Source organism: Pontibacterium granulatum, assembly GCF_029961155.1.
Classification (GTDB): Bacteria; Pseudomonadota; Gammaproteobacteria; order Pseudomonadales; family Balneatricaceae; genus Pontibacterium; species Pontibacterium granulatum.
In genome coordinates, this window is sequence record NZ_JASBRH010000001.1 from 168,669 (window position 1) to 191,896 (window position 23,228).

The following is a 23,228-nucleotide window of genomic DNA, read 5'->3' on the forward strand; positions in this document are numbered from 1 at the left end:
AGGATCACACCTCACATTACTCTAGGAATTAACTACGCTGCGCAGTGAACGGCAGTCGGTCTATGATTCCATCTAATGAACTGCCTGTGGTTTGCAGGGAATTCAGGATGGCTTCCATCGCTTGAAACTGGCTTTGCAAACGCGCTTCAACCTTAAGCATACGGGCATCCAACGCCTCCTTGTCTTCCTCTATCCCTTCGATCTGATCGTTCAGAGACTCTTCCCGGGAAGAAATGCCGCCATCACCACTTAACAGGTTATCGATTAGAAGCGACAGCTCCCCGGCTAGACCTCTACCAAAGGTGATGGTGCTGCTGCCCAGGCTCCCTGCCCCCACTGTCAGGTTGAGTCCGTATGGATCACTGTCCACCTCGGGAAGCAATACGTTCCCTGCACCAAATCCAGATTTTCCATCAATAGTGCCGACTACGTCTATACCATCAACACCAGATAACGCATCACTAATACCAATATTCGCCATATTCGCACTAGCAGCAGTGAAGCTCACCTTAGAGGAAGAACCATACTCCCGTGATGTAAACTCAAACTGTCCGTCGGTGCTGTTAAACGCGACATCCAGTGCAATGTTAGCGCCTTTTAAGTTGCTATCGCCATTGATCAGGGACTGCAGCTCTGCAGCCAAATCGTCCGCCGACGTGTAGTCCGTATCATTTGGTAGCGTAATGCTATTCGATTCAGTACCGTTTACACTAATCGTAAAACTATACGAATCCCCACTTCCTGTATTAAGCGGGAATTGAATGCCTTCATCAAAGGTACCTCCGTAGATGTAACCTTTAGCAGGCTCAGTGGTTATCTCAACATCATAGGTACCGGAAATTGCCTTGTTGACATATGATCCCGGCGTAACAGAGATGGCGGAGTTGCTGGCAGCGTAGTTGGGTGCAAACAGCTCACCAATCTTATCAAAATTATCTTCGATCGCAGCCTCAAAATCGTCTTCAATAATCTCTAGCTTACCGTCTATCTGGGTACGAATTCCCAGGTTAGTTAGCGCACTGAAATCACTGTCGGATGTACCAGCAACGGAAGCAGTCAATACCTGCCTCAACTGCGAGACCATGCTTTTTGCAGAGCCGTCCGACGACAATGCACCCAACGTCTGGTCTTCGTCGTCTTCACCGGCAGAAGTGAGACCCGTCAGGTTTTTCATGGTGTCATAAAGCAGGTTGTACGCCTCTACGAAATCACGAATCGCCTGCTCACCGGTTGACTTATCTTCCGAGATAGTGAAATTGACCGTTTCTCCGACGCTTGCTTTGTTCAGGGTAAACTCCAAACCCTGTACAACATCGTCGATGTCGTTTGACTCCCGGGATACCTCTAACCCGTTAACCTTCAACGATGCATCCTGACCAGACTGAGTCTGAGTCAGGCTGCTGGAAGTCTCATTAAAGGAGAACTGAGACAAGGCTGCATCTGCGGTAATTTCTACTGCATTGTTTTTTCCCGAAGGTGTTGTTAGCAGCAGTTGCGATTGTCCATCGTTAACAATGACACTCGCCTGAAGGCCGCTATCCGCAGCATTGATCTTATCGACAAGATCATTCAGTGAGTCATCGGCATCAAGCTCAATCGTCAACGCGTCCTGATCGGCATTCAATGTGAAGCCTACCGGGTCATCGGCTGTATAACTGTCCCATGAGCCAAAGCGGAACGTCAGCTCTCCCGCGCCCAGCGCTGCGTCAGCATCTGCGATGGCGCCTGAAGCCAGGCTTTGGGACTGGGCGATCTCCAGTACTTCAATCTGGTAACTGCCGCTCTGCGCATTCGCACTTAACTCCGTCGGAGTAATGATATCGCTATCGGGAAAAGCGACAGAACGTGCGTTGAAGGTATCGGAATTAGAAAGGGGCTCCAAAGCGCTTTGAAAAGTACTAAGGCTACTTTTCAAAGTACCATAAGCTGAGATTTGGGTTTCCAGTTTAGTCTGGCGGGAGGTTAGTAGCTGCTCTTTGGGGGCTTTTTCCGCGTTCACCAAGCCTTCAACCAGGCTCTTTGTATCAATCCCTGAACCCGCGTTCAGAGAGGAAATTATATTGCTACCCATGGCTATCTCCTGACCCGCTCTGCTGGTAATTTATGTGTTAAGCACGGTCATTAAAAATCACACCAAGAACGCCTTCAAGGTTCTTGGCAAACTTTAATGCTTCCTCATTTGGTATTTGACGAATGAGCTCTTCGGTTTCAGTGTCTGTCACCTTAATAACAACTTCTTCGAGCTCTTTATCAACACTGAAATTCAGTGACCGCTGACCGTCTTTCATCAGCTCATTCAAGCGCTCAATAGCTGCTTCCAAGTCTTCTGCAGAAACCTGCTCGTTTTCCTGGATAGTGGCTTGAACCCGATCCTTGTTCTGTTCAGTCGGATTCGCCTGCTCCACCTGCTGAGCCTGCTGCGCCTGAACATTTTGTTGCTGTGAGGCTTGCTGAATTGAGGAGACTACGGTGTTGGCACCACTCGCGGATTCTATAGCCATAATGCACCCCCTTTAGATGGAAAAACTGCCCCGCATAAATACAGGGCAGTTTTAGTTAGGCTGAAAAGATTATTGCAGCAGAGACAGTACCTGCTGCGGTGCAGCGTTAGCCTGTGCCAGCATTGCAGTACCTGCCTGCTGCAGCACCTGCGCACGACTCAGGTTTGCGGATTCTGCCGCGAAGTCAGCGTCTTCGATTCGAGACCGCGCTGCAGATGCGTTCTCTGCAACATTGGACAGGTTATTGATAGTGAAGTCCAGACGGTTGTTTACCGCACCCAGCTCGCTTCGAGTATCGTTCACCTGCTCCAGTGCATTGTCGATGATATCAATCGCTTTCTGCGCACCATTGGCAGTGGAGATATCGATGGAGTTCACCGCCTGACCAAAGCGCCCTGCAGACGTAGTGTTGGATTCCAGCAGGCCAATCTCGGCGGCAGTTGCATTGTCACCCAGTTCAACGCTGATTGGGTTACCGTTAGTGGAAGTCAGCTTGATCCCTGCGTCAACAGTAAGATCTGTTGCAGTACCCGCAGAACCCAGCGCAGTTGTATCTGTAGTGCCATCTGCGTTGAACTCAACCAGGTTTGCATCTTCCAGACCGGTTACAGCAGAAGCAGTGGCGATCTCAAAATCGATCGCGCCCTGATCAGATTCCAGAATAATGGTATTGCCGTTGGCAGTTGCAACCACACCGGTTTTGCTCTGCTGCGCGTTAATCGCAGTCGCCAGCGATTCAACATCGGTCGCACCGGAGACTTCTACAGTCACACCGTTGATTTCAAAATCAGAGCCTGCAGCGGCAAATGCACTGGTGATGTTAACATCACCCAGCTCCAGAGTCGCTGTAGCAAATGCATTCGCGACAACACCGGTCTCGTCGGAAGATGCGTTAATGGCATCGATTTTACCGGTCAGGCTGTCAGTGTCGGTTTCGTCGATCTGCACACCGTTGATGGTTACATCGCCGACACCCCAAGCAGTCGCGGCCGCTGCACTCTCGATCTGTGCACCTTCAATCTCACCCTGTTCGTTGGACTCACGGAAGCCCAGGGCATTCAGATCAGCCAGGGTACCAGTAGTACCACGGGTGATCTCGATTGGGTCGCCGTTATCGGAAGACAGTGTCAGCTGCGCATAAGTGGTAGAACCGTTCAGGCCAGCACCACCAGCACCCGCAGCATCAGTAACACGGATCTCCTGGGCTACGTTGGAAGAGATTACCAGTTGACCATCATCATCCAGGGAGGCAGCGATTTCACCACGGCCCTGTTCATTGATCTTATCAACCAGCTCATCCAGATTCTGAGTATCGGACACTTCAATAGAAGCAGTGGTGCCATCTGTACGGTCGTAAGAGATAGTCATGGACTCAGTACCTTCGAGGATACCATCACCAACATCAGTCGCGCCGGCTTCGATATAGGTACCTGCAGTTACACCGTTTACGTTGGTATTGATGCTGTCCACCAGATCTTCCAGGTCATCAGTGGAGCCATCAAACTCACCGATATTCTGACCGTTGATCTGAATATCACCATCCGACAATGTGTAAGAAGCTGCAGTACCCGCAACAGTAGCGGCCATTTCAGCACCCAGCACATCGGAGCTAGTAGATCCCAGACCCAGGGTTTTTGCATCCATCGCTTCGATTTCAAAGCTGATAGTCTGATTAGATTCAGAACCCACCTGGAGGCTGGTTTTACCGGAGGAACCATCCAGAATGTTCTGCCCGTTGAAGCTGGTAGTTTCAGCGATACGGTCCAGTTCAGCCACCAGCTGCTGTACCTCTGCATTCAGAGTGCTACGGTTACCTTCTGTGTAGGTACCGTTGGCAGACTGTACAGACAGTTCACGCATACGCTGCAGAATATTGGTGGATTCATCCAGCGCACCCTCTGCGGTCTGGATCATGGAGATACCGTCGTTGGCGTTACGAACTGCCTGATTCAGACCGTTGATCTGAGAGGTCATGCGGCTTGCGATGCCCAGGCCGGCAGCGTCGTCGGCAGCGGAGTTGATGCGCTTACCGCTGGTCAGACGTTCCATAGCCTGGTTCTGCTGGTTCTGAGCAGATTCCAAGTTACGCTGAGCATTCAGCGACATGATGTTTGAATTGATTACCATTGCCATGAGATTTACTCCTCATTATCAGCCTAGTCTGACCGGCTGTTTTGAATTCCTTAATGGGTGAATTTCGTGCACCCAACGAAAACTTATGTAAGTTATCGACCACCCTTTACTGCGCTTTAGCACTTTTTTAGTTTTTTTCGGAGGGGTTATGCAAGGTCGTTGCTATTCTCTATCGGCAAGCGCAGACTATGGTTTACCAACAACCTAATACGGACTGGTTAAATGCTTGATCTGGCACAGAAACTTTTAACATTAAGCCAAGAAATGCTGACTCTGGCGGAGCAGAAAGATTGGCAAAAACTTGCCGAGATACAAGCAAAACGGGAGGCGCTTATCAAAGAACTGGACGCTTTTGACCTCTCATCTCTGAACCAGACGCAGAGTGCGGAATTCTCAACGCTGATAATTCAAAGCAGAGAGCTTGAACGACGCTGTAGACGGTTAGCCGAGGCGGGAAGGGATATTTTAACCTCAGAGCATCGTAAAGTATCAAAAGGAAAGGCCATGCAAAAAGCCTACGGAGCCTATAGAAAACACCGCTAGGCTCCTTCGATTTAATCAGGCTTTTTTATCGGATAAAGTTAAACAAACTCAGCTCCTGAATACGAACAAAGCTCGCTTGAGCCGCCTGCAGTATCGCCTCTTCAAGCTGAAGTTCGCTAATCGCTTCAGCGAAATCCACATCTTCAATCGCCGACAAGGCCGTTTTCGTAAATAGCTTAAACTCGTTATTGGACGTTTTGGTGCTCTCCAGAGAATTAACCCTGGAACCAATGGTTGTGCGCGCTTCAAGGTTACGCTCTTCAACCTGCTTTAGTTTATCCAACGCGCTGCTCAACGCGTCTTTCAGAGCTGTGTGTTGCTCCCCTCCCACCAGGGGCTGTTCCAGCACTTCGGCCAGTTCCAATGCCACATCCAAAACATTCTGTTTTTGCTCTTCGGGACGCAGTGTTGTCTCTGTTCCGGCAGGAATTTTAAGCTTCACGACATCGCCGGCAACCGGACTGTCTACCGTCAACGTGATTCCCAAAGAGGTCCCTGCGGGCGCCTCCAGTGACACACTGGTTGGGGTTGCCGAAAAGTCACCGCCTGACAAAATCGTAGTACCGCTGGAATCAACCAAGTCGTATGTGGTTGCCGAGGTAAACTGAACTTCTAGCTCGCCATAACTGTTAGCAGCTGAGGCGTATTCGGTGATGTCTGTTACCGCGATATCGTTCACTGGAGACAGATCAGCGAGGGGCAATCCAAATGTTAGCGTCTCGCCATCCTCAGGGGTTCCGATGTCCAGACGAAAACCACCAATCACCAGATCACTATCTTCGGTGTAACTAAACGGGTTAGATTGTCCATCGACACTGACTGCGGCCCCATCACCATCCGTGAGGCTGAATTGATTGTTTGTTGCATCAAAGGTAAGCGTGATATCACCAACCTGGTTATACAACGCCGTCGCCGCAACAGGATCGGCAACGGTAAGCTCCTTAATACCTGACACCTGTTGCTGAATCACAAGATCTGACGACGAAGGCTCCGATAACGTGAACTGCAAACCGTTTAACTCTACGAGCTCACCTGTTGCGATATCTGGCAATGCCACAGGCCCTTCAATAACCGCTCCGGAACTATCCTTAAATTGATACTGCCACGCTGGCGTAGCACTGGTTGTATCCAGCTGTACCTCCAGTGCCAGGTCCCCTTTGCCAGCAGCGTATGACGCAAAGACCTCTTCATTCACCACTTCCAAACTGGAAATAAATCCCTGGCCACTCGGTATCAAATCAACAGCAAGCGTTTCGCTCGCAGCCTCGAAAAGGAACTCTCCCGAGTCATTCGACGGCACGAGCAGCTCCGGCGCGACTTGTATAAGTCTCTGACCATCATCACCAACATAGTTATAGGAACCGTTTGGGCCAAGTACGTATGGCTGATCAAAACCACGACTACCTGCAAACAAATACTCCCCTTGAGCATCCTGGGTATTCATTAAGCTGGCACTGTATTCCACCAGCCCGCGAATTTCCGTTGCGATAGTTTTTCGATCCGCATCACTCAAGGTGCCGTTACCCGCCTGGATAGTCAGTTCTCGGATACGAATCGTGGCGTTGTTAAGATCCTCCAACACCGTTTCTTCCAGCTCCAGTCGACGCTGTGTAACATCGATATTATCCTGAAACTTTTCGGTCTGAGCCAACTCTCGGTTAAGCTTCACCACCTGTGCTGCCGCCACAGGGTCGTCAGAGGGCTTATTCAGCTTCTTCCCGGTGGACAACTGGTTCTGCAGATCCGCCAACTTGGACTGGGAGTTCTGCATGTTGCTGATCGAGTTAAGAAATGTTTGCCGTGTAGAGATACGCATATCTATTAAGCCCTCACGCTGTTCAGCAGAGTGTCAAACAGTGTCTGTGACGTACTGATTAATTGGGCAGACGCCTGATACGCTTGCTGAAACTGCACCAACTTTGCAGCTTCCTCGTCCAGATTCACACCACTCAAAGATGCCTTGCTCTCTTGAGTGGATGTCAGCACAGACTCCGCCGCTTGACGACTGACCGTTGCAACACTGGTTTCCGTTCCGACACGTTCGATAAGACGGCCATAGATGTCCTGATAAGACCCGCCCTCCAGGGTGTCTTCCAACTGGAGATTCGACATCAGCAAGGCATTGCGATTATCGGATACCCCTCCGGTGTTGTAGCTGAAACTGAAGCGATCCCCCGCGACCGGCTGATTGACAATAGTGATCTGGTAACCATCCAGTTCGATGGGCTGCCCCGCAGTATAAATCTGGTTTTCCAATGGACCGGTACTTTCTAGCTCTAAGGGCACCGGCGCGGAAGGGGTACTCATATCGAAAACGGTAAACGTTGTCGGACTACCGCTGTTGAATACAATATCTATCGGCGGATTTAGCGCACCTTTAGTGGACTGAAAGGTTGGCGAATTAATATCAGTTATACCGACCTCGACAGCCCCGGTACCCTGGTTATCCGGTGATGCACTTATCCTTACCGGCGACGCCATCGCCAACTGGCGCCCCGACGTTAAAACGGTACCAAACTCAGCGGCGCCATTCAGCGTTGGCTGAAGCAAATAGCGATCGTTCTCTACAAAGCGCCCAGCGACATTCAGCTCCGCGGTAAAACCATCCAGGGAGATGTGCAACGTACCCGAGTCGGGATGAAAGAAATACGTTCTATCCTCTGTCAACGCACTTTCTGGCTTAGTTGGATTAGAACCTGAGGCGGCAACCGCCGTCATATCATCCAAGGTGATGCGAGTACCATCACTCAGACGTTCAATGGTGATTGCGTTATCAACCCCCACATGCACTTCGTAGTCACTAGCTATCAGGTTTTCAACATCGACAATTTTGACGTAGCTGGATTCAAGACTGGAGACATTTTGTTTGTTAGCCAGTACGCGATTAGCCATCGCACTTGCATCATTCACGTCATTGAACAGCAATCCACCCAGATTTCCGTCCAGATCAATCCCCTGCTGATGCTGCTGATTCATGGTTTCGGCAAACGCGACGGCGATACGCCCTAATTCATTCCTTGCAGGATCAAGAATATTGTCACGGTACTGCAGGAGCCCCCCAATCTTACCGCCGCTGATACCACTGGTAACCTCTACTTCATTGCCAGCGATAACCAAGGCAACACCATCCTTAGTAGAATCGGGATCCCCCAGTATCGGAACCATCTCATTTGAGGTAATGCCTACGACCAACGGTTGCCCATTGGCAACAAAAACGGAATATTCACCTGAATCCTGCGCCACAACCCGCACATCAACGAGCTCGGACAATTGCTCAATTAACTGATCCCGTTGGTCTTTCAGTTCATTTCCCGATTTACCCGCTACAGTTTCCAAACGGATTTTGTCGTTCAGGTCGGCAATATTGTTGCCGATAGTCGTTACCTGTTGCGACAGACTGGAGATATTTTGGTTGATCCTTTCGTTCTGACGCACGACAACGGTATTGAGTTCATTAAAGCGTCTCGCCAATGCTTCGGACTCTGCAACAAAAAGCTCTCGGTTAGGAAGCGATGTCGGGTCGTCTACCACATTCTGCAGCGCCTTAAAGTAGTCGTCCATGGCGGTGGAAATGCTAGTCGTACCAGAGGCCAGCAGATTATCCAGCTCACTGGCCATACTTTCGAAAATATCGCTACTGCTAAAGGTTGCCGTATCGGCCCACAATTGCCGAGTAAGGAAGTCGTCGGTGATGCGGCTGATACTATCAACCTCCACCCCGCGCTGGTCCGGCAGCGTCGCCAAATTGGCAACCTGTCGGTTATACCCCGGCGTGTTAACGTTGGAGATATTCTGGCCAATTACGGATAACGCAGTTTTATTTGCCTGCGCCGCCTGAATACCTAAATTGAGAAGACCAAAAGACATAAATTATCTCCCACCAAAACTGCCTCGCATGAGGTACACACCTCAACCGGACGTCTTGGTAACAATCAACACTTAACCTTCTTTACTGCCGGATGCTGCATACGCCAACAGATCACCGTCCAATATGCTGGATATTTTTTCCGCATAATTCGGGTCGGTCGCATACCCCGCCTGCTGCAACTGACTCAGGTATGCATAAGGATCTGCTGCAGACTGCAATGCCACCTGATAACGCGGACTCCCCTTCAAAAAGCCGATATAGTCACGAAAACTCTGCTCGTAATCCTGATAGGCCCTGAAGTTGGCGCGCTCACGCTGGGCCACTCCGTCACGGAACTCCAACGTTGAGGTCGTAACCCGATCCCCGCTCCAGCGGTTGTCTGCCTTGATATTAAAGAGGTTATAACTACTCCCCCCCTCTGCACGCTGAATGAGATGCTTACCCCAACCAGTCTCCAACGCCGCCTGCGCCAACAAGACCTTGGGATCGACGCCGATCTCATCGGCTACCGATTCCGCCAGTGGCATGAGGGTTTTGACAAACTCTGCCGGCGAATCGAAACGCAGCGGATACTGCGCTCCGGCTATATTTGTTGGTGATTGTGCGTCTTCTTCGGCAACAGGATAAGCAGGGCTTAATGCCGCTTTTAGCTCCGTTGGCACTTGGGGTCTTTGCTCGCCGCCTTCAGTCACCGCATCACTCAGCATGGTTGAGGCGGCAATATTCCCAGTGGTGTCAAAAGCGCGATTCAACATTCGTTCTGCTTTGGACAGCTGAAAATCCTTATCCTTGCCAGAAGAATCGCTGTCGCTCTTCACCGGGATATCCAACTGACGAGAGAGCTGCTTTACGAGCACATCCGCCAGCCCCATGCCGCCATTCTGCGCCAACTCCATCGTCATCTGCTGATCCAGCATCCCCTCATAGAATTGGGTCTGACTACTGTTGAGAAAGTTGTCTTCACCAAAACTCTCGTTGGCCTCACGCATACTTTTCATCAGCATGGACATGAAGACCTGCTCAAACTGCTGCGCAACCTGTTTCAACGCGGCTTCATTATCATCCTTGGCCAGCCGGCTGATTTTGTTCAGCTCGTTCAGCTCGGTATAAAGTGCGTTGTGGTTACCACTACCACCGGTCGGTTTGATATTCATGGTCAGATCACTATCAGTTCAGCTTTAAGCGCGCCGGTCTGCTTCAGAGCCTCCAGGATCGCCATCAGGTCGCCCGGTGCGGCCCCCACCTGATTAACAGCCTCAACAATGTCCTGCAGGTTTGTACCCGGTGAAAACTCGAACATGTGGCCAGAGCCCTCATCCACTTGAATTCCACTACGTGGCGTGACCACAGTCTGACCTCCCGCCAACGGATTGGGCTGATTCACGTCCTGCTCTTCGGTAATCGATACAGTCAGACCACCATGGGTAATTGCCACCGGAGATACGCGCACGTTTTGCCCAATGACGATGGTGCCGGTACGGGAGTTGATGATTACCTTTGCCACCTCTTGGGCGGGAGTGACCTGGAGGTTTTCCAACACGGACACAAAAGATACACGCTGTGCCGGATCGCGTGGTGCACGCACGCGGATAGAGGTTGCATCTAGCGCATGCGCAACGCCATCTCCCAATAGACCATTGATCTGCTCAGCAACACGACGCGCGGTAGTGAAGTCGGGGTAGTTCAGGTTAAGCACCATGCTGTCCCCCTGACTAAATGCGTTTGGCACGGCGCGCTCTACAGTGGCACCATTCGGAATACGCCCAACGCTTGGTACGTTCAGCGAGAGTTTGGATCCATCGGCTCCCTGGACACCGAAACCTGAAACCACCAGATTGCCCTGGGCCACCGCATACACCTGCCCATCTGCACCTTTCAGCGTACTCATCAGCAACGTACCACCACGCAGGCTTTTTGAGTTACCCAAGGCTGAAACGGTTACATCGATAGTTTGGCCAGGCTTAGAAAACGGTGGCAGTTCTGCATGAACGGCAACAGCAGCAATATTCTTGGATTTGGGATCAGTACCCGGTGGCAAAACTAATCCAAAGTTGTTCAACATGTTTCGAAATGTCTGAGAGGTGAAACTGGTTTTGTCACCTGTACCATCCAAACCAACGACCAACCCGTACCCCACCAATTGGTTACTTCGCACACCAGCAATACTCACCATATCTTTCAGGCGATCGGCCATTACCGGTGCGGATATGAGGTTCAACAACAGAAACAGAGTGACAAGGTGTTTCATTACCCTTCTCCTCAGAATGGCCAGAGCGGATTGATAAAGAAGCGGGCCAACCAACCTGTAGCATTGGTGTCACTTACCGCTCCATTCCCGGCATATTCAATACGTGCATCTGCCAGCTTGGTAGACGGTACAGTGTTGTCCTGACTGACATCCTGTGGCCTTACCAAGCCACTAACGCGGATATATTCCTCACCCTGATTGAGAGTGAGCCATTTCTCACCACGCACGATCAAACTCCCATTTGGCAGCACATCATGAACTGTAACGGTGATATTACCGCTCAGGCTATTGCTCATATCCGACTTGCCTTCACCCTCAAACTCAGTCGATGCTTCTGCTTGGGCAGCACTGATCGGATTACCAAATGCACTCACCCCATGACCGAACAGGGTTGGCTGCGGCAGATTGAACTCATTGGATTTATCCAGCGATGTCTTGGCACTTTTCGAAGACTGGGTACTTTCCGTCAACACCACCGTGATAATGTCCCCTATGCGGGTCGCCCGTCCGTCGCCGTAGATATCACGACTGGTTGCGGCACTGTATATCGATCCGGTTACTGGTCTCACCTGCTGCAACGCTTGAGGCTGCACCGGCGCATAGTAGGGATTATTCGGTTTAGCCACCTTCTGAACACAACCAGTTAGTGAAGCAACCAGCATGGATCCCAAAACGACCTTAGCCAACGTATTCATCATCCGCACCTGTCTCCGTCATTTATTAGAGCTGCTGACTCACGAAGGAGAGCATTTCATCCGCTGTGGAAATGACTTTGGAGTTCATTTCATACGCTCGCTGGGTGGTAATCATGGTCACCAACTCTTCGACGGCGTTGACGTTAGAGGTCTCCAATACCCCTTGGCGTAAAATACCGGAACCCGCATCGCCTGGATTATTGATTGCCGGAGCACCACTGGCCGCCGTTTCCAGAAACAGGTTCTGCCCCATCGCTTGTAAGCCCGCCGGATTCACAAAGTCAGCCACTTGGATTTGGCCAATTTGTGTTGCCGCAGCACTACCGGCGGTAGTCGCGGTGACTACTCCATCAACACCGACGGTGAAGTTGGTCACCTCAGCCGGTAACGTGATCGCAGGTTCCAGCAGGTACCCCTCCGCAGTAACCAGCTCATTGTCCGCATTAAGGTGAAACTGTCCGTTGCGGGTATAACCGATTTCACCGGATGGCAAAGTAACCTGAAAAAAACCACGTCCGTTAATCGCCAGATCGAAGCTCTGTTCGGTGATCTCCAGGTCACCTGTACTGAACAACTTCTGCGTGCCCACGACCTTGACACCACTACCCACCTGTAAACCTGAAGGCAACTGTGACGCTTCTGCTGACTGAGCCCCTGGCTGACGTCGAATCTGATAAAGCAAGTCCTCAAAGACGGCCCGATCTTTTTTAAAGCCAACGGTAGAAACGTTTGCCAGGTTGTTGGAAATTACCTTGAGCGATGTATCCTGCGCACTCAAACCTGTTTTTGCTACGAATAAAGCACCATGCATCTTTTATTCTCCGGTATCCGTTTCTACATCAGCTCAGCTGCAAAATTTTGGTTGCAGCGGTTGAATTCTCTTCTGCGGTTTTCATCATCTTGATGTGCATCTCAAACTGGCGCGCAAGCGAAATCATGCTGGTCAGCTCATGTACCCCATTGACATTACTGGACTCCAGATAACCCGAGCGGATCTCAACGTCCAATGAAGGAGGCAATGGCTGCAGATTCGCCGTACGCATCAACCCATCGACACCTTTGAATAACGTACCAGGCTCGGGCTTTACCATCTTGATACTGTCGACCAAAATCAGCTCGTTGGCACCTTCACCCTGCTCACGCACAGTGATATTGCCGTCGTTGGCAATTTCAATCTGCTCAATTGGCGGCAAAACAATCGGTTCACCGCCATTGCCGATAACCGGCAAACCACTGCCGGTGACTACCCGCCCAAGGGAATCAATCTGCAGTTCTCCTGCACGGGTATAACCTTCGGAACCGTCAGGTGCTTGCACGGCAATCCAACCTTCCCCTTGAATTGCCACGTCCAACTGGCGACCCGTCTCAATTAAGGTCCCAGATTCAAGATTTGTCGCAGGCCGTTCACTCATAGCGTAAACACGGGATGGATGACCTTCACCAAACACCTGCATTGCGCGAGCCTGCGCCAGATCTGACTTAAAGCCCGTCGTTGTGGCGTTGGCAAGGTTGTTGGCATGCGCCTGCTGCGAGAGCATATTCTCCCGCGCGCCACTCATGCCGATATAAAGTACTTTATCCATCACCTATTCCCATTGTGTCAGCTTTGCCGCATACATAAACAAGCAATGAACATGCCAAAAAAAAGGAGCCCAAAGGGCTCCTTTTAAAATTCGAGAACAAGGTAAAAATATCAGATCTGCAAGATGGACTGCGTTACCGCATTTAACGTTTCCAAGGTCTTAGAGTTAGCCTGATAGTTACGCTGCGCTTCAATCAGACGCACCAATTCTTCAGACAAGTCAACGTTAGACTGCTCCAATGCAGCCGAGCGAAGCGTACCGTTGAGACCGGTCCCCGGTGGGTTTACCGTTGCATCCCCGGACGCCAGTGTCGCAATCCACTCTGTGTCACCGGACGGTGTGAGACCTGCCTGGTTTTCAAAGCTAGCGACAGCCACAATCCCCAGCGCCTGCTGCTGCCCATTGGAGAAGCTGGCCACCATTTCACCTGTTTCACTGAACGTCACACCGACCAAATCACCTTTGGTGTAACCATCCTGTGCACTGGATTTAACAATGGATGCCGATGCAAACTGCGTCGTGCCAGTCAGATCCAGTTCAATTGTTGTAGTCGGGTTAGCTGGATCCGCTCCTGTGATACTAATCACCGGCGCCGTTGCATTTGGAACGACTGTCTCGCCGTTAATCTCGGACAACAATCCGTTGGTCGAGTTAAATTTAATCAGAATCGGACCTGGCTCAGACGGGTTCGACTCATCTCCAAATGACAGAAAGTTTGGCGAGCCCGGATTTACGTCTTTGCCAACATCCAGCAGTTCAGTGCCATTCAGGTAGGCATACATCCGGTAAACCCCCTGATAACCTCCATCCCCTTCAACGATAGCGGTACGATCCATCAGATCAGGACTTCCGAAATCGATTTCAAGCTCGGTTTCATCGTTGACATCGCCCAGCTCAGCCTTAAACGTCAACTCAAGCTGACCGCTATTGTTAAAACTCACCTGCTCGAGGCTAGGGTTGGCATCCAAAATCACCTGCTGATAAGAGGCGATCGTATCTTGAATATCACTGGTTGAAGAGAACTGGTTAAGTGGTATCGATACACCGCCAATTTTAATCGCATAATCCGACACCAGTCCGTTAGCATCAAAGACACTGGTGTCATCCGCATTGAACGTGTAGGTGTGAACCTCATTCGCCGCCAACGTGGTGGAGGTGATTGTGATATCAGTACGCAAAGAGTTGTCAGCAGCGCTACGCACCTGCAAGTCTTCAACATCGGTGGCATCCGCATTAAAACGCACCACCAGGTCATTCGGCGCACCATCCACAAATCGAACCTGTGCGATACGCGGATCAGTGGTCAAAAGCTCGTCGACTTCAGCACCAACGTCTATCGTGTCACCCAACTCCCAACCGGTCACACTACCCACAGGAGAGGAGGAAATCACTGTTGCAGTCTGAGTTACGCCACCGTCATCGTCATTGTCGGTAATAGTGACCGCAGCGGGGGCGCTCGCAGTATTATCAAACTGGAAAATCAGTGTACTGCTATCCTGAGGGTCAACCGCCACCCCAAGCAGCTTAGGCGCAGTACCGGCGGTAACAGCCGCCAGACTGTTATACTGACTGACAATCGACGACTCTTCTGAACCCGCCAGAAGCGCAGCCAAGTTAACAGACCCTGCCGGTGTGGTATATGCACCACCGGAGTTATCAATGTCTGAAATAGTAACGCTGCCTACCGCAAAATCTAACGTTAGAGACTCGGCAGCCGAAGTACTGTTTGCTTCAAGTCCTGCGATGGTAACGCCCTTTACCTCACCGATATTACCAAACTCAGGCTGCACTCCAATCGACTTCTGCAACACCGTCAGGTTCACTGTCGCGCTGGAGATACTGATATTGGCATCCGCTCGACCATCGCTATCCGCATCTGCGGTTGTAGCGAAGTCAGTTCCCAGGAATGAAATAGTTTGCACTTCACGGTGCGCAGGCTGCTCGACGAAATCGTATTTGATCGTATGCTCGTTACCCAGGCTGTCAAAGGTCCGAACAGTCGTACTGTAGGTCAGAGAGTTAGGATCGTCCTTGCTGTACGGCTGCGATAGCGTTGAAGCATCATCACGGCTGTCTATGTTAAAGGAAAGATCGATATCTTCCGTTGCCTTTGGCGGACTTTCTGTCTGAGTTACGGCCAAATCACCAATCGGCAACTGGTTACCTTGTGCGTCCAGGCCAAACCCCTGCAAAAACTTGCCGGTTTTTGACACTATATTGCCATCCTTATTCAGCTCAAAAGAACCCGCCCGGGTATAAGTAACACCACCCTGACCATCATCCAACTGAAAGAAACCTGAACCATTGATCGCCAGGTCCAGGTTATTGTTGGTGAATTCAATGGTGCCCGCCCGGAAGTCCTGCGCAATATCCGTAATTGTCACGCCAGAACCAGCAACGTTAGCAGCACCCGCGCCCACCACTGCAGTCGCGTAGATATCGCCAAATTCGGTTCGAGACCCTTTAAAGCCAATGGTACTGGAGTTCGCGATATTGTTACCGGTAACATCCAGATCCGTTTGAGCCGCCTTGATACCTGTAACAGCCGTGTTAAAACCCGCCATTATTCTCTCCTACGCCTTACCGAGCTGTTTAACGTCGTTGATGCCAACGGAACCGGCATCGGTATTAATGGTTGTGCCAATGCCGTTTTGGCCAAGAGTGACACTATTCACGGTGTAACCGATGTAGCTTTGAGCAGTTTCAAACTCATCACCAACTTTCGCCTCTGCAACGATGCGATATTCACCTGGCGGATAGTCAGTTCCCGCCCATTCAAAATCATGGTCACCGGACACCTTCGGTCCGAGATTAAGCCGGTCAACTAACGTACCCGCCTTATCGTAAACAGAAACCCGCACATCAGACGCACTGGCAGGCAGGGACACCACACCTTCGACGCTGCCGCCTTCACTCAGCATCCCTTTATCCGTACTGATAAAGGCTTTCTGACCAACCATAGAGGACGCCTGCAACGCAGTCTGGCTCGTCATCAGCGAGTTACTTAGCTGTTCCACGGAGGTGTTCAGGTTGGCAATGCTCTCGACAGAACTCATGCTGGCAATCTGCTGCATAAAGTCGGTGGTTTCTGCCGGGCTGGTCGGACTTTGGTTCTTCAGCTGAGCAATCATCAGCTGCATAAACATCTCGCTGGTGTCCTGCGTTTGCGATGTGCCGGACGCCGTTGAATTTTGCTTGTTCTGCGTACTGATTTGCTCAAATATACTGCTTGATTGATTTACGCCATTTATGTCAGCCATGGCTTGTACCCTCAGTTACGGACTGCATTACTGACCCAGCGACAGCGTACGCTGCACCATCTGCTTGGCAGTATTCATAATCTCTGCATTGATCTGGAATGAGCGCGATGCCGAGATCATATCTGCCATCTCTTCCACCACATTCACATTCGGGTAGTAAACGTACCCTTCTTCGTCGGCCATCGGGTGGTTGGGGTTATACTCCTGTCGCAGCGGCGCTTCGCTTTCAACAATACCCAACACTTCAACACCCTGCGCCTGCACTACATCGTTCTGGGCGAATGGAGCCTCAAGGTCTGCCGCCTTAAGCGAGAACACTGGTTTCCTGGCACGGTAGGTCTCATCCAGACTGGAACTTATGCTCTCTGCGTTTGCCAGGTTACTCGCCGTGGTATTCAGACGGACGGTCTGCGCATTCATCGCAGAGCCGGCAATACCAAAAACATTATTCAGCGACATGCTTACTCACCCTTGATGGCGGTCATCAGACCTTTGAATTTTTTATCCAGGAAGGTAAAGGACCCTTGGTATGCCAACGCATTCTCAGTGTAGCTTGCCATCTCTTCCTGCACTTCAACGGTATTACCATCTACGGACGCCTGAGAAGGGATTCGATACATCAAATCAGCTGCCATATCGGGATCAAGAAAACCAGACGCATGCCCTTCATCGGTTTGTGCCATCGTCAGCTTCTGCTCGCTGGAGACACCCGCAAGAATGCTTTTGAAGTCGATATCACGCGCCAGATAGTTTGGGGTATCCGCGTTCGCTATGTTGTTAGCGATTACTTCAGCACGACGCGCTCGCACCATCAGCGCGTCGTCATGAATACCAAGTGCATTGTCGAAAGAGATTGCCATTGCCTTGCCTCTAAACTGGATGCAGAGAATAAAGCAATTTAAATGCCAACTTACGAAAAGCCCGAAATCATGGCAGATTAAGAAATATTAACGAAACAGGGAGAGGAAAATGCGGCAAAGAGATACCGCCCGTTTGCCGCTACCGGCAAACGAGAGGATCAGATCGCCTGATAGATTATGCCGGGGCGGCAATGGATCATTTTGTAGCAGTCATTCAAGCCGGATAGGGATTCGGACGCCCCCAAAAGGAGATAGCCACCCGGCTTAAGTGTTTTATGGATCTTCCGCAAGATTTCAACTTTGCGTTCGGTGGAAAAATAGATCAGCACGTTACGACAGAACACAACGTCAAACTGCCCCAATCCAGCATATGAGCCGAGCAGATTAAGGCTGTTAAAACGCACACGTGCCTTTATCTCCGGCTTCACCGCCCAGCAACCATCCCCGTGATCAGAGAAATAGCGATGCAAGCGCTCTTTTGACAGGCCACGGCCAATGGCAAGCATCTCGTAGACGCCTCCGCGGGCACGGGACAGCACATTACTGGAGATATCGGTTGCAACGATCTCTGCACCCGCCTTGAGCTGGCCAGGGTTGAGCTGCTTGTACTCATCCAGCACCATACTGATCGAGTACGGCTCCTGACCTGTTGAACAAGCCGCCGACCAGACCCTTAATCGTCCGGCCGAACTCTTTTCATTCCACTCCGGCAGAATTTTATCGCGCAGGATATCGAAGGGATGTGCATCGCGAAACCACAAGGTTTCATTAGTGGTCATCGCATCAATAACCCCTTCTTTCAACGAGGCGCCACCAGGAGACGAGAGACGATCTACCAACTGATTCAGGGTTTCACAGCCCTGATCCTGCATAATCTTGCCCAAGCGACTCTGAACCAGATATTGCTTATGACCAGCCAGCAAGATTCCACAGCTGTCTTCCAGAAAACGGCTGAAACGCGTGAACTCCTGATCGCTGATCTTAAACTGACGCCGACTAAGCGGAGTCAGAAGGCTATCCTTTTCCACAGGCTCAGATACCACCTTCTACCTGTCGGATACGCCTTACAACCACTTCCGCCAATTCGTTCGGATCAAACTTGGCCAAGAAACCATTCGCACCGACCTTCTTCACCATGGACACGTTAAAGCCGCCGGACAGTGAGGTATGCAATACAACGTGAAGGTCTCGGGTACGCTCGTCCTCACGGATCATAGAAGTCAACGTATAACCGTCCATCTCTGGCATCTCAATATCAGAGATCACCATCAGGAAGGTTTCATTGGGGTCCATACCTTTGTTGACCATGCCTTCCAGCACCCCCCAAGCGATACGGCCGTTGTTGGCAGAGGTCACTTTGAGACCAAGCCCTTCCAAACTACGGCGCATCTGATTTCGGGCCACGGAGGAATCATCAACAATCAGGATGTGATGCTGCTTGGCTTGCTCACGCACCTTCTCGTCCGCCACATCGTGGCTGACTTCGGTAGATGTCGGATACAGATCCGCCAGAATCTGCTCCACATCGATGATTTCAATCAACTTGCCTTCGTATTCCAGAATCGCCGTCAGGTAGTTTTCCACACCAATCTCCGCCGGAGGCGCGCTGATCTGGTCCCACTGGGTGTTCAGGATGCGATCCACGCGGCGCACCAAGAACGCTAGAATACGACGGTTATACTCCACCACAATCAGGAAGCAACGCTCACGCTCTTCATGCGGAACAGCCTGACGACCAATCGCTTCAGACAAATCCAGTACCGGAATGGTTTCGCCACGGATATGGGCCATCCCCTTGATGGCGGAGGTCTGCCGCGGCACCTCGGTCAACTCCGGGCATTGCAGCACTTCCCGCACTTTAAAAACGTTAATTCCAAAGCGCTGGTCCGTTTCCAAACCGAACAACAGTAACTCCATCCGGTTCTGACCAACCATCTGGGTTCTCAGGTTTACACTATCTAGGATACCTGACATGATCTCTTTATCCCGTGGAAATTAATAAGCCAATCGTTACAGCTCGCCCGATTCGGACACCGCTTTGATTAAACGTAATTTAACACGACTTTTACTGCTGACCACCACTTTCCTATCACTTTCCGTAGTTGAAGCCAGTGACAACAAAGCGCTGGAGAATGAAGCACATACATTTCTGCTCCAACACCTTCAGCAAACCTATCCAGATTCTCGCGTCCACATTGCGCTCAACCCAATCAGCACCCGGGTAAAGCTAGTAACGTGCAAGCAACCTGTCCAGTTCAAGCCAAGCCGAACCGGAAGCAGTCGCGTCAGCCTGCGCGCAAGCTGTTCACAGCCGCGCTGGCAAATATATATGACGGCCAAAGTTCAGATTACTAAACCCGTTTTAGTCACAAATCACGCGATCATTAAAAATCAGATCATTCAGGCCCAGGACCTCAGCCTGCGCGACACCGACATCACGACCTTAAGGAACCAGTTTTTTACACATTTGGACTCAGTGATTGGCAAAGCTGCGAAGTACAACCTCGGCTCGGGCAAGGTCATTAACAGCAGCATGCTGGCCGATGCCATTCTGATCCGTAAAGACGACGCCGTAATTATCGAAGCCGGCCGGGGGGCTCTCACAATTCGCACCGCGGGGACCGCCCTCAACAGCGGCAAAGAAGGTCAGCAAATAGCCGTACGCAACAACAAGTCCGGACGCGTTATAAAAGCGTTTGTAATAGCTCCCGGGTTAGTACGCACTCCGTAATGGCCGCTTTATGATCAGCCTGCTATAATGGCAAAAACTTAAAAAACTTTCTCAAGTTCTAAATTCAGATGCCGATAGCTAAGGCATAACATGTACTGAGGATTGGACGAATGGTAATCGACTACCCGGGCTTAACGTCTTCACAGACTATTAGCGCTCGTGGCAAAGCGGCGCAGCCTGCTGGTACTACCGTTAACGGTAACCAGAACAGTGCTGGCAACGCGACACCGTCCAACGCAGGTGACACCGTCAAGCTGAGCAGTACTGCCAAAACGCTGTTGCGTTCTGAGCAGACACTTAATAGTTCCCCTGACGTGGACAGTGAACGTGTTGAAAAGCTACGAGCAGAAATAGAAAGCGGCAGCTACCAGGTAAACAGCCAGAAAGTAGCGGAAGGGATCATGCGCTTCGAAGGATTGCTGAGTTAATTGAAACCGATGAAGGCCGAACAATTAAAACTCTTTAATGCCCAGCTTATGCAGGGCATTTCTGTTTTAGAGCAACTGGAAAAGCTGTTGGAGCGAGAGCGGGAAGCGCTCAGCAACCGGGAGCTGGACCAGATCCAGGACAGCATCACCGAGAAGCAGGGGTTGATTAACCGCTACCTTGAAATCAACAAGGAGCGCACCTCCCTTCTTGAGTCTCTTGGCCTGACCGCAAACAACGAAGGCGTTGAAAAGCTGATCGAAAACGCGCCAGCAGTAGCTCAACCGGTACTTACCGAATCCTGGCGCAAGCTTCAGGAAAAGCTCGAGGTACTGCAAGAGCGAAATAAAGTTAACGGCCTGATCAGCTCCCGCAACCTGAAAAACGTCGAGCAGCTCCTCTCTATCATGAGCGGACGCAGCGCAAAGGACCGCCTTTATAATCAGAAGGGCTCAGCGGGACACTATCGAGCTCAAAGCCGAATCGGCAAAGCCTGATCGAAAGCACCACATCTAGAAGATGACTCTTCCGTAGATTAGCGTTAGAATCGCCGCCAGATTATCCGAACAGCGTCCCAGTAGCTCAGGTGGATAGAGCGGTCCCCTCCTAAGGGACAGGCCAGGGGTTCGAATCCTCTCTGGGACGCCATTTTACCCCCACTTAACGTAGCAGCACCCCTAGCGGCCCATCTGGCAACTCATCGATATCCTTTTGACGCAGCGCCATCAACTGCTCGCACTTCTGCCTCACCTCACCCGCCAACCTAATTTTTCCAGCCAAGTGCATATTACGATCAAACATGATCAAACGCGCATCTCGCTTGGGCTTATCATCGCGAGCCAGCTCCAGATACAACTGCGCCAGATTACACAACGCACTGCCGTTCATGTGGTCGTATTCCAATGCGAGACCAAAATGTCTTAATGCCTGCGACAAACGGCCATTGGCATAGTGGCGCACACCCTGGCGGTTCACCTTCATACTCATTTCCGGATCTCGTTTCGTCTTTGCCTTTACTTCACCTTTCGAAGTAGCAGACGCAGAAAGCGCAGGTTTCGAGATCACCTCCCCACTGAAGCGTGCGATCTCCTTTCCCAGATCAAGCGGATTGCCCAACTGACTGTTTTCACGCTTCGCTTCCTGGGTGTATTTATCGATCTCATCTTCACGATCAAGGGTCCGCGCCAACTCGGCCCGCAACAATGCAGACTTTACCTTAAGTGTCTCGTCCTCTTTAAATTGTGATGATGCCTGAGCAAGCAATGCATCAAATTGCCGCTCAGTATCTAACACTTGATTCTCCGAATCCGGATCTACATTCAAACGCAATACGTTCGCGAGCTTAAGATAGGGCTCTGCCGACTTGTAACAACTTTTCTGCCCCAGTGTGATGGACCTCTTATAGGCCCCCTGTGCCACATCCAACTTGCTGGTTTGTGTCGCCAAACGCCCCAACTCCATCTGCCTTGGAATACCCATAGGGGATTTAGAGGTCGCCAACTTAACAATCTCTCGCGCCTCATCCAAGTCGCCTTGGTATTCATGAGCACGCGCCAACAGATCGTAAGCAGCCAGGTAAAGCGGGTTAGCAGCGATCACGTCCTGCAACAAGCTTATCGATTCAGCTTCCATCCCCTGATACATAAGCGATTCAGCCCAATAAAGCCCTGCCTCTTTACCCCGTGTCCGCCAATACAATTCCTCCGATAACTGCTGCAATTCCTCATAACGCATTATCTGACTCAGAATCTGACAGGCAATCAACTGAGCTTCATCAAAATCAGGATCACTTGAGGTGAAGCGCGTGAGACAAAGACGCAGAGCAGCCTCTTCATCTCCGGACTCGAGCGCACGATCAATATCCATGAATCGCTGACGTCGGATCATCAGAGCATCGAGACGACCTTTCAGCTTATCGATGGTAAACGGCTTGGTAATCAGGATATCCGGCTTACTCTCGATTGCATGCAAAACCGCTTCCTGCGATGCATCACTGGTCATAAAGACCCAGCATGCGCTGGGCTTCATATAGCCACGATAACGCGCTTCCTCCAGTAGCTGGATACCGGCAAATGAATCACTGACATTGTGACCAAGCAGAATGATGTCGTAACTATGCTCAGCGATCTCAGCAAGGACTCGGTTACTGACGGTGGTGGCCCTGATATTGGAAATACCCACGGAGCGCAGCATATAGAAGATGGACGCACGCATATTGCCACTGCTCTCTACGAGCAGAACACGCTTATCCGAATAATCAACTGTTGCCACACTCAACACCTATGTTATCGACGGGCTCCCAGCCTCAGTAAGTGACTGGAAGTATAGGGAAAAGTGTATCAGCTTAGAAAAAAAAAGCACCGTACGTAGGGTGAAACGC

The 23,228-nt window shown here is 50.9% G+C and carries 21 protein-coding genes and 1 tRNA gene; 5 read left to right on the top strand and 17 right to left on the bottom strand.

Annotation, left to right across the window (positions count from 1 at the left end; translation table 11 throughout):
• Nucleotides 1–28 precede the first annotated feature (28 nt).
• The 3 genes from fliD to QKW35_RS00830 form a co-directional block, all read right to left on the bottom strand.
• Nucleotides 29–2,071 carry a flagellar filament capping protein FliD gene (gene fliD, locus QKW35_RS00820; protein ID WP_282350178.1) on the bottom strand — a complete coding sequence of 681 codons (2,043 nt, stop codon included), beginning with the start codon at nt 2,069–2,071 and terminating at the stop codon, nt 29–31.
• Between the two features lie 37 nt (nt 2,072–2,108).
• A complete protein-coding gene (locus QKW35_RS00825) occupies nt 2,109–2,501 on the bottom strand; it encodes a flagellar protein FlaG (protein ID WP_282350179.1) in 393 nt (130 codons plus the stop codon).
• A gap of 69 nt (nt 2,502–2,570) precedes the next feature.
• Nucleotides 2,571–4,634 carry a flagellin N-terminal helical domain-containing protein gene (locus QKW35_RS00830; protein WP_282350180.1) on the bottom strand — a complete coding sequence of 688 codons (2,064 nt, stop codon included), beginning with the start codon at nt 4,632–4,634 and terminating at the stop codon, nt 2,571–2,573.
• Between the two features lie 222 nt (nt 4,635–4,856).
• Here QKW35_RS00830 and fliT point away from each other — a divergent pair, with 222 nt between their 5' ends.
• A complete protein-coding gene (gene fliT, locus QKW35_RS00835; protein ID WP_282350181.1) occupies nt 4,857–5,177 on the top strand; it encodes a flagellar protein FliT in 321 nt (106 codons plus the stop codon).
• 25 nt (nt 5,178–5,202) lie between these two features.
• Here fliT and flgL read toward each other — a convergent pair whose 3' ends face one another.
• The 13 genes from flgL to QKW35_RS00900 form a co-directional block, all read right to left on the bottom strand.
• A complete protein-coding gene (flgL, locus tag QKW35_RS00840; RefSeq protein ID WP_282350182.1) occupies nt 5,203–6,993 on the bottom strand; it encodes a flagellar hook-associated protein FlgL in 1,791 nt (596 codons plus the stop codon).
• A gap of 5 nt (nt 6,994–6,998) precedes the next feature.
• A complete protein-coding gene (gene flgK / locus QKW35_RS00845; protein WP_282350183.1) occupies nt 6,999–9,044 on the bottom strand; it encodes a flagellar hook-associated protein FlgK in 2,046 nt (681 codons plus the stop codon).
• A gap of 72 nt (nt 9,045–9,116) precedes the next feature.
• A complete protein-coding gene (flgJ, locus tag QKW35_RS00850) occupies nt 9,117–10,199 on the bottom strand; it encodes a flagellar assembly peptidoglycan hydrolase FlgJ (RefSeq protein ID WP_282350184.1) in 1,083 nt (360 codons plus the stop codon).
• Between the two features lie 2 nt (nt 10,200–10,201).
• Complete coding sequence (locus tag QKW35_RS00855; RefSeq protein ID WP_282350185.1) at nt 10,202–11,293, bottom strand: flagellar basal body P-ring protein FlgI; 1,092 nt, start codon at nt 11,291–11,293, stop codon at nt 10,202–10,204.
• Nucleotides 11,294–11,304: 11 nt separating this feature from the next.
• Nucleotides 11,305–11,988: a flagellar basal body L-ring protein FlgH gene (gene flgH / locus QKW35_RS00860; protein ID WP_282350394.1), complete on the bottom strand. Its 684-nt coding sequence runs from the start codon at nt 11,986–11,988 to the stop codon at nt 11,305–11,307.
• Nucleotides 11,989–12,013: 25 nt separating this feature from the next.
• Nucleotides 12,014–12,799: a flagellar basal-body rod protein FlgG gene (gene flgG / locus QKW35_RS00865; RefSeq protein WP_282350186.1), complete on the bottom strand. Its 786-nt coding sequence runs from the start codon at nt 12,797–12,799 to the stop codon at nt 12,014–12,016.
• A 28-nt stretch (nt 12,800–12,827) separates the two neighbouring features.
• Nucleotides 12,828–13,571: a flagellar basal-body rod protein FlgF gene (flgF, locus tag QKW35_RS00870; protein WP_282350187.1), complete on the bottom strand. Its 744-nt coding sequence runs from the start codon at nt 13,569–13,571 to the stop codon at nt 12,828–12,830.
• Nucleotides 13,572–13,681: 110 nt separating this feature from the next.
• Complete coding sequence (locus QKW35_RS00875) at nt 13,682–16,135, bottom strand: flagellar hook-basal body complex protein (RefSeq protein WP_282350188.1); 2,454 nt, start codon at nt 16,133–16,135, stop codon at nt 13,682–13,684.
• A gap of 9 nt (nt 16,136–16,144) precedes the next feature.
• Nucleotides 16,145–16,831, bottom strand: a complete 687-nt coding sequence (locus QKW35_RS00880) for a flagellar hook assembly protein FlgD (protein ID WP_282350189.1) — start codon at nt 16,829–16,831, stop codon at nt 16,145–16,147.
• Nucleotides 16,832–16,858: 27 nt separating this feature from the next.
• Nucleotides 16,859–17,290: a flagellar basal body rod protein FlgC gene (flgC, locus tag QKW35_RS00885; protein WP_282350190.1), complete on the bottom strand. Its 432-nt coding sequence runs from the start codon at nt 17,288–17,290 to the stop codon at nt 16,859–16,861.
• Nucleotides 17,291–17,292: 2 nt separating this feature from the next.
• Nucleotides 17,293–17,691, bottom strand: coding sequence for a flagellar basal body rod protein FlgB (flgB, locus tag QKW35_RS00890; protein WP_282350191.1), 399 nt, complete (start codon nt 17,689–17,691; stop codon nt 17,293–17,295).
• A gap of 158 nt (nt 17,692–17,849) precedes the next feature.
• Entirely contained in the window at nt 17,850–18,719 is an 870-nt protein-coding gene (locus QKW35_RS00895) for a CheR family methyltransferase (protein WP_282350192.1), read from the bottom strand.
• Between the two features lie 4 nt (nt 18,720–18,723).
• Nucleotides 18,724–19,665 (bottom strand): chemotaxis protein CheV, encoded by a 942-nt coding sequence (locus tag QKW35_RS00900; protein WP_282350193.1) that lies wholly within the window; start codon nt 19,663–19,665, stop codon nt 18,724–18,726.
• A 64-nt stretch (nt 19,666–19,729) separates the two neighbouring features.
• On the opposite strand from QKW35_RS00900, the gene flgA reads away from it, so the two are divergent.
• The 4 genes from flgA to QKW35_RS00920 all read left to right on the top strand — a co-directional run bounded on the left by flgA (nt 19,730) and on the right by QKW35_RS00920 (nt 21,496).
• The gene (gene flgA / locus QKW35_RS00905; protein WP_282350194.1) at nt 19,730–20,422 is read left to right on the top strand and encodes a flagellar basal body P-ring formation chaperone FlgA; all 693 of its coding nucleotides are present in this window, start codon (nt 19,730–19,732) and stop codon (nt 20,420–20,422) included.
• Between the two features lie 110 nt (nt 20,423–20,532).
• A complete protein-coding gene (gene flgM, locus QKW35_RS00910) occupies nt 20,533–20,850 on the top strand; it encodes a flagellar biosynthesis anti-sigma factor FlgM (protein ID WP_282350195.1) in 318 nt (105 codons plus the stop codon).
• Nucleotides 20,851–20,859: 9 nt separating this feature from the next.
• Nucleotides 20,860–21,345, top strand: a complete 486-nt coding sequence (locus QKW35_RS00915) for a flagella synthesis protein FlgN (RefSeq protein WP_282350395.1) — start codon at nt 20,860–20,862, stop codon at nt 21,343–21,345.
• A 74-nt stretch (nt 21,346–21,419) separates the two neighbouring features.
• Nucleotides 21,420–21,496: transfer RNA gene (locus tag QKW35_RS00920), tRNA-Arg, on the top strand.
• 12 nt (nt 21,497–21,508) lie between these two features.
• On the opposite strand, the gene QKW35_RS00925 is transcribed toward QKW35_RS00920, so the two are convergent.
• Nucleotides 21,509–23,119, bottom strand: coding sequence for a response regulator (locus tag QKW35_RS00925; protein ID WP_282350196.1), 1,611 nt, complete (start codon nt 23,117–23,119; stop codon nt 21,509–21,511).
• Nucleotides 23,120–23,228: the final 109 nt, after the last annotated feature.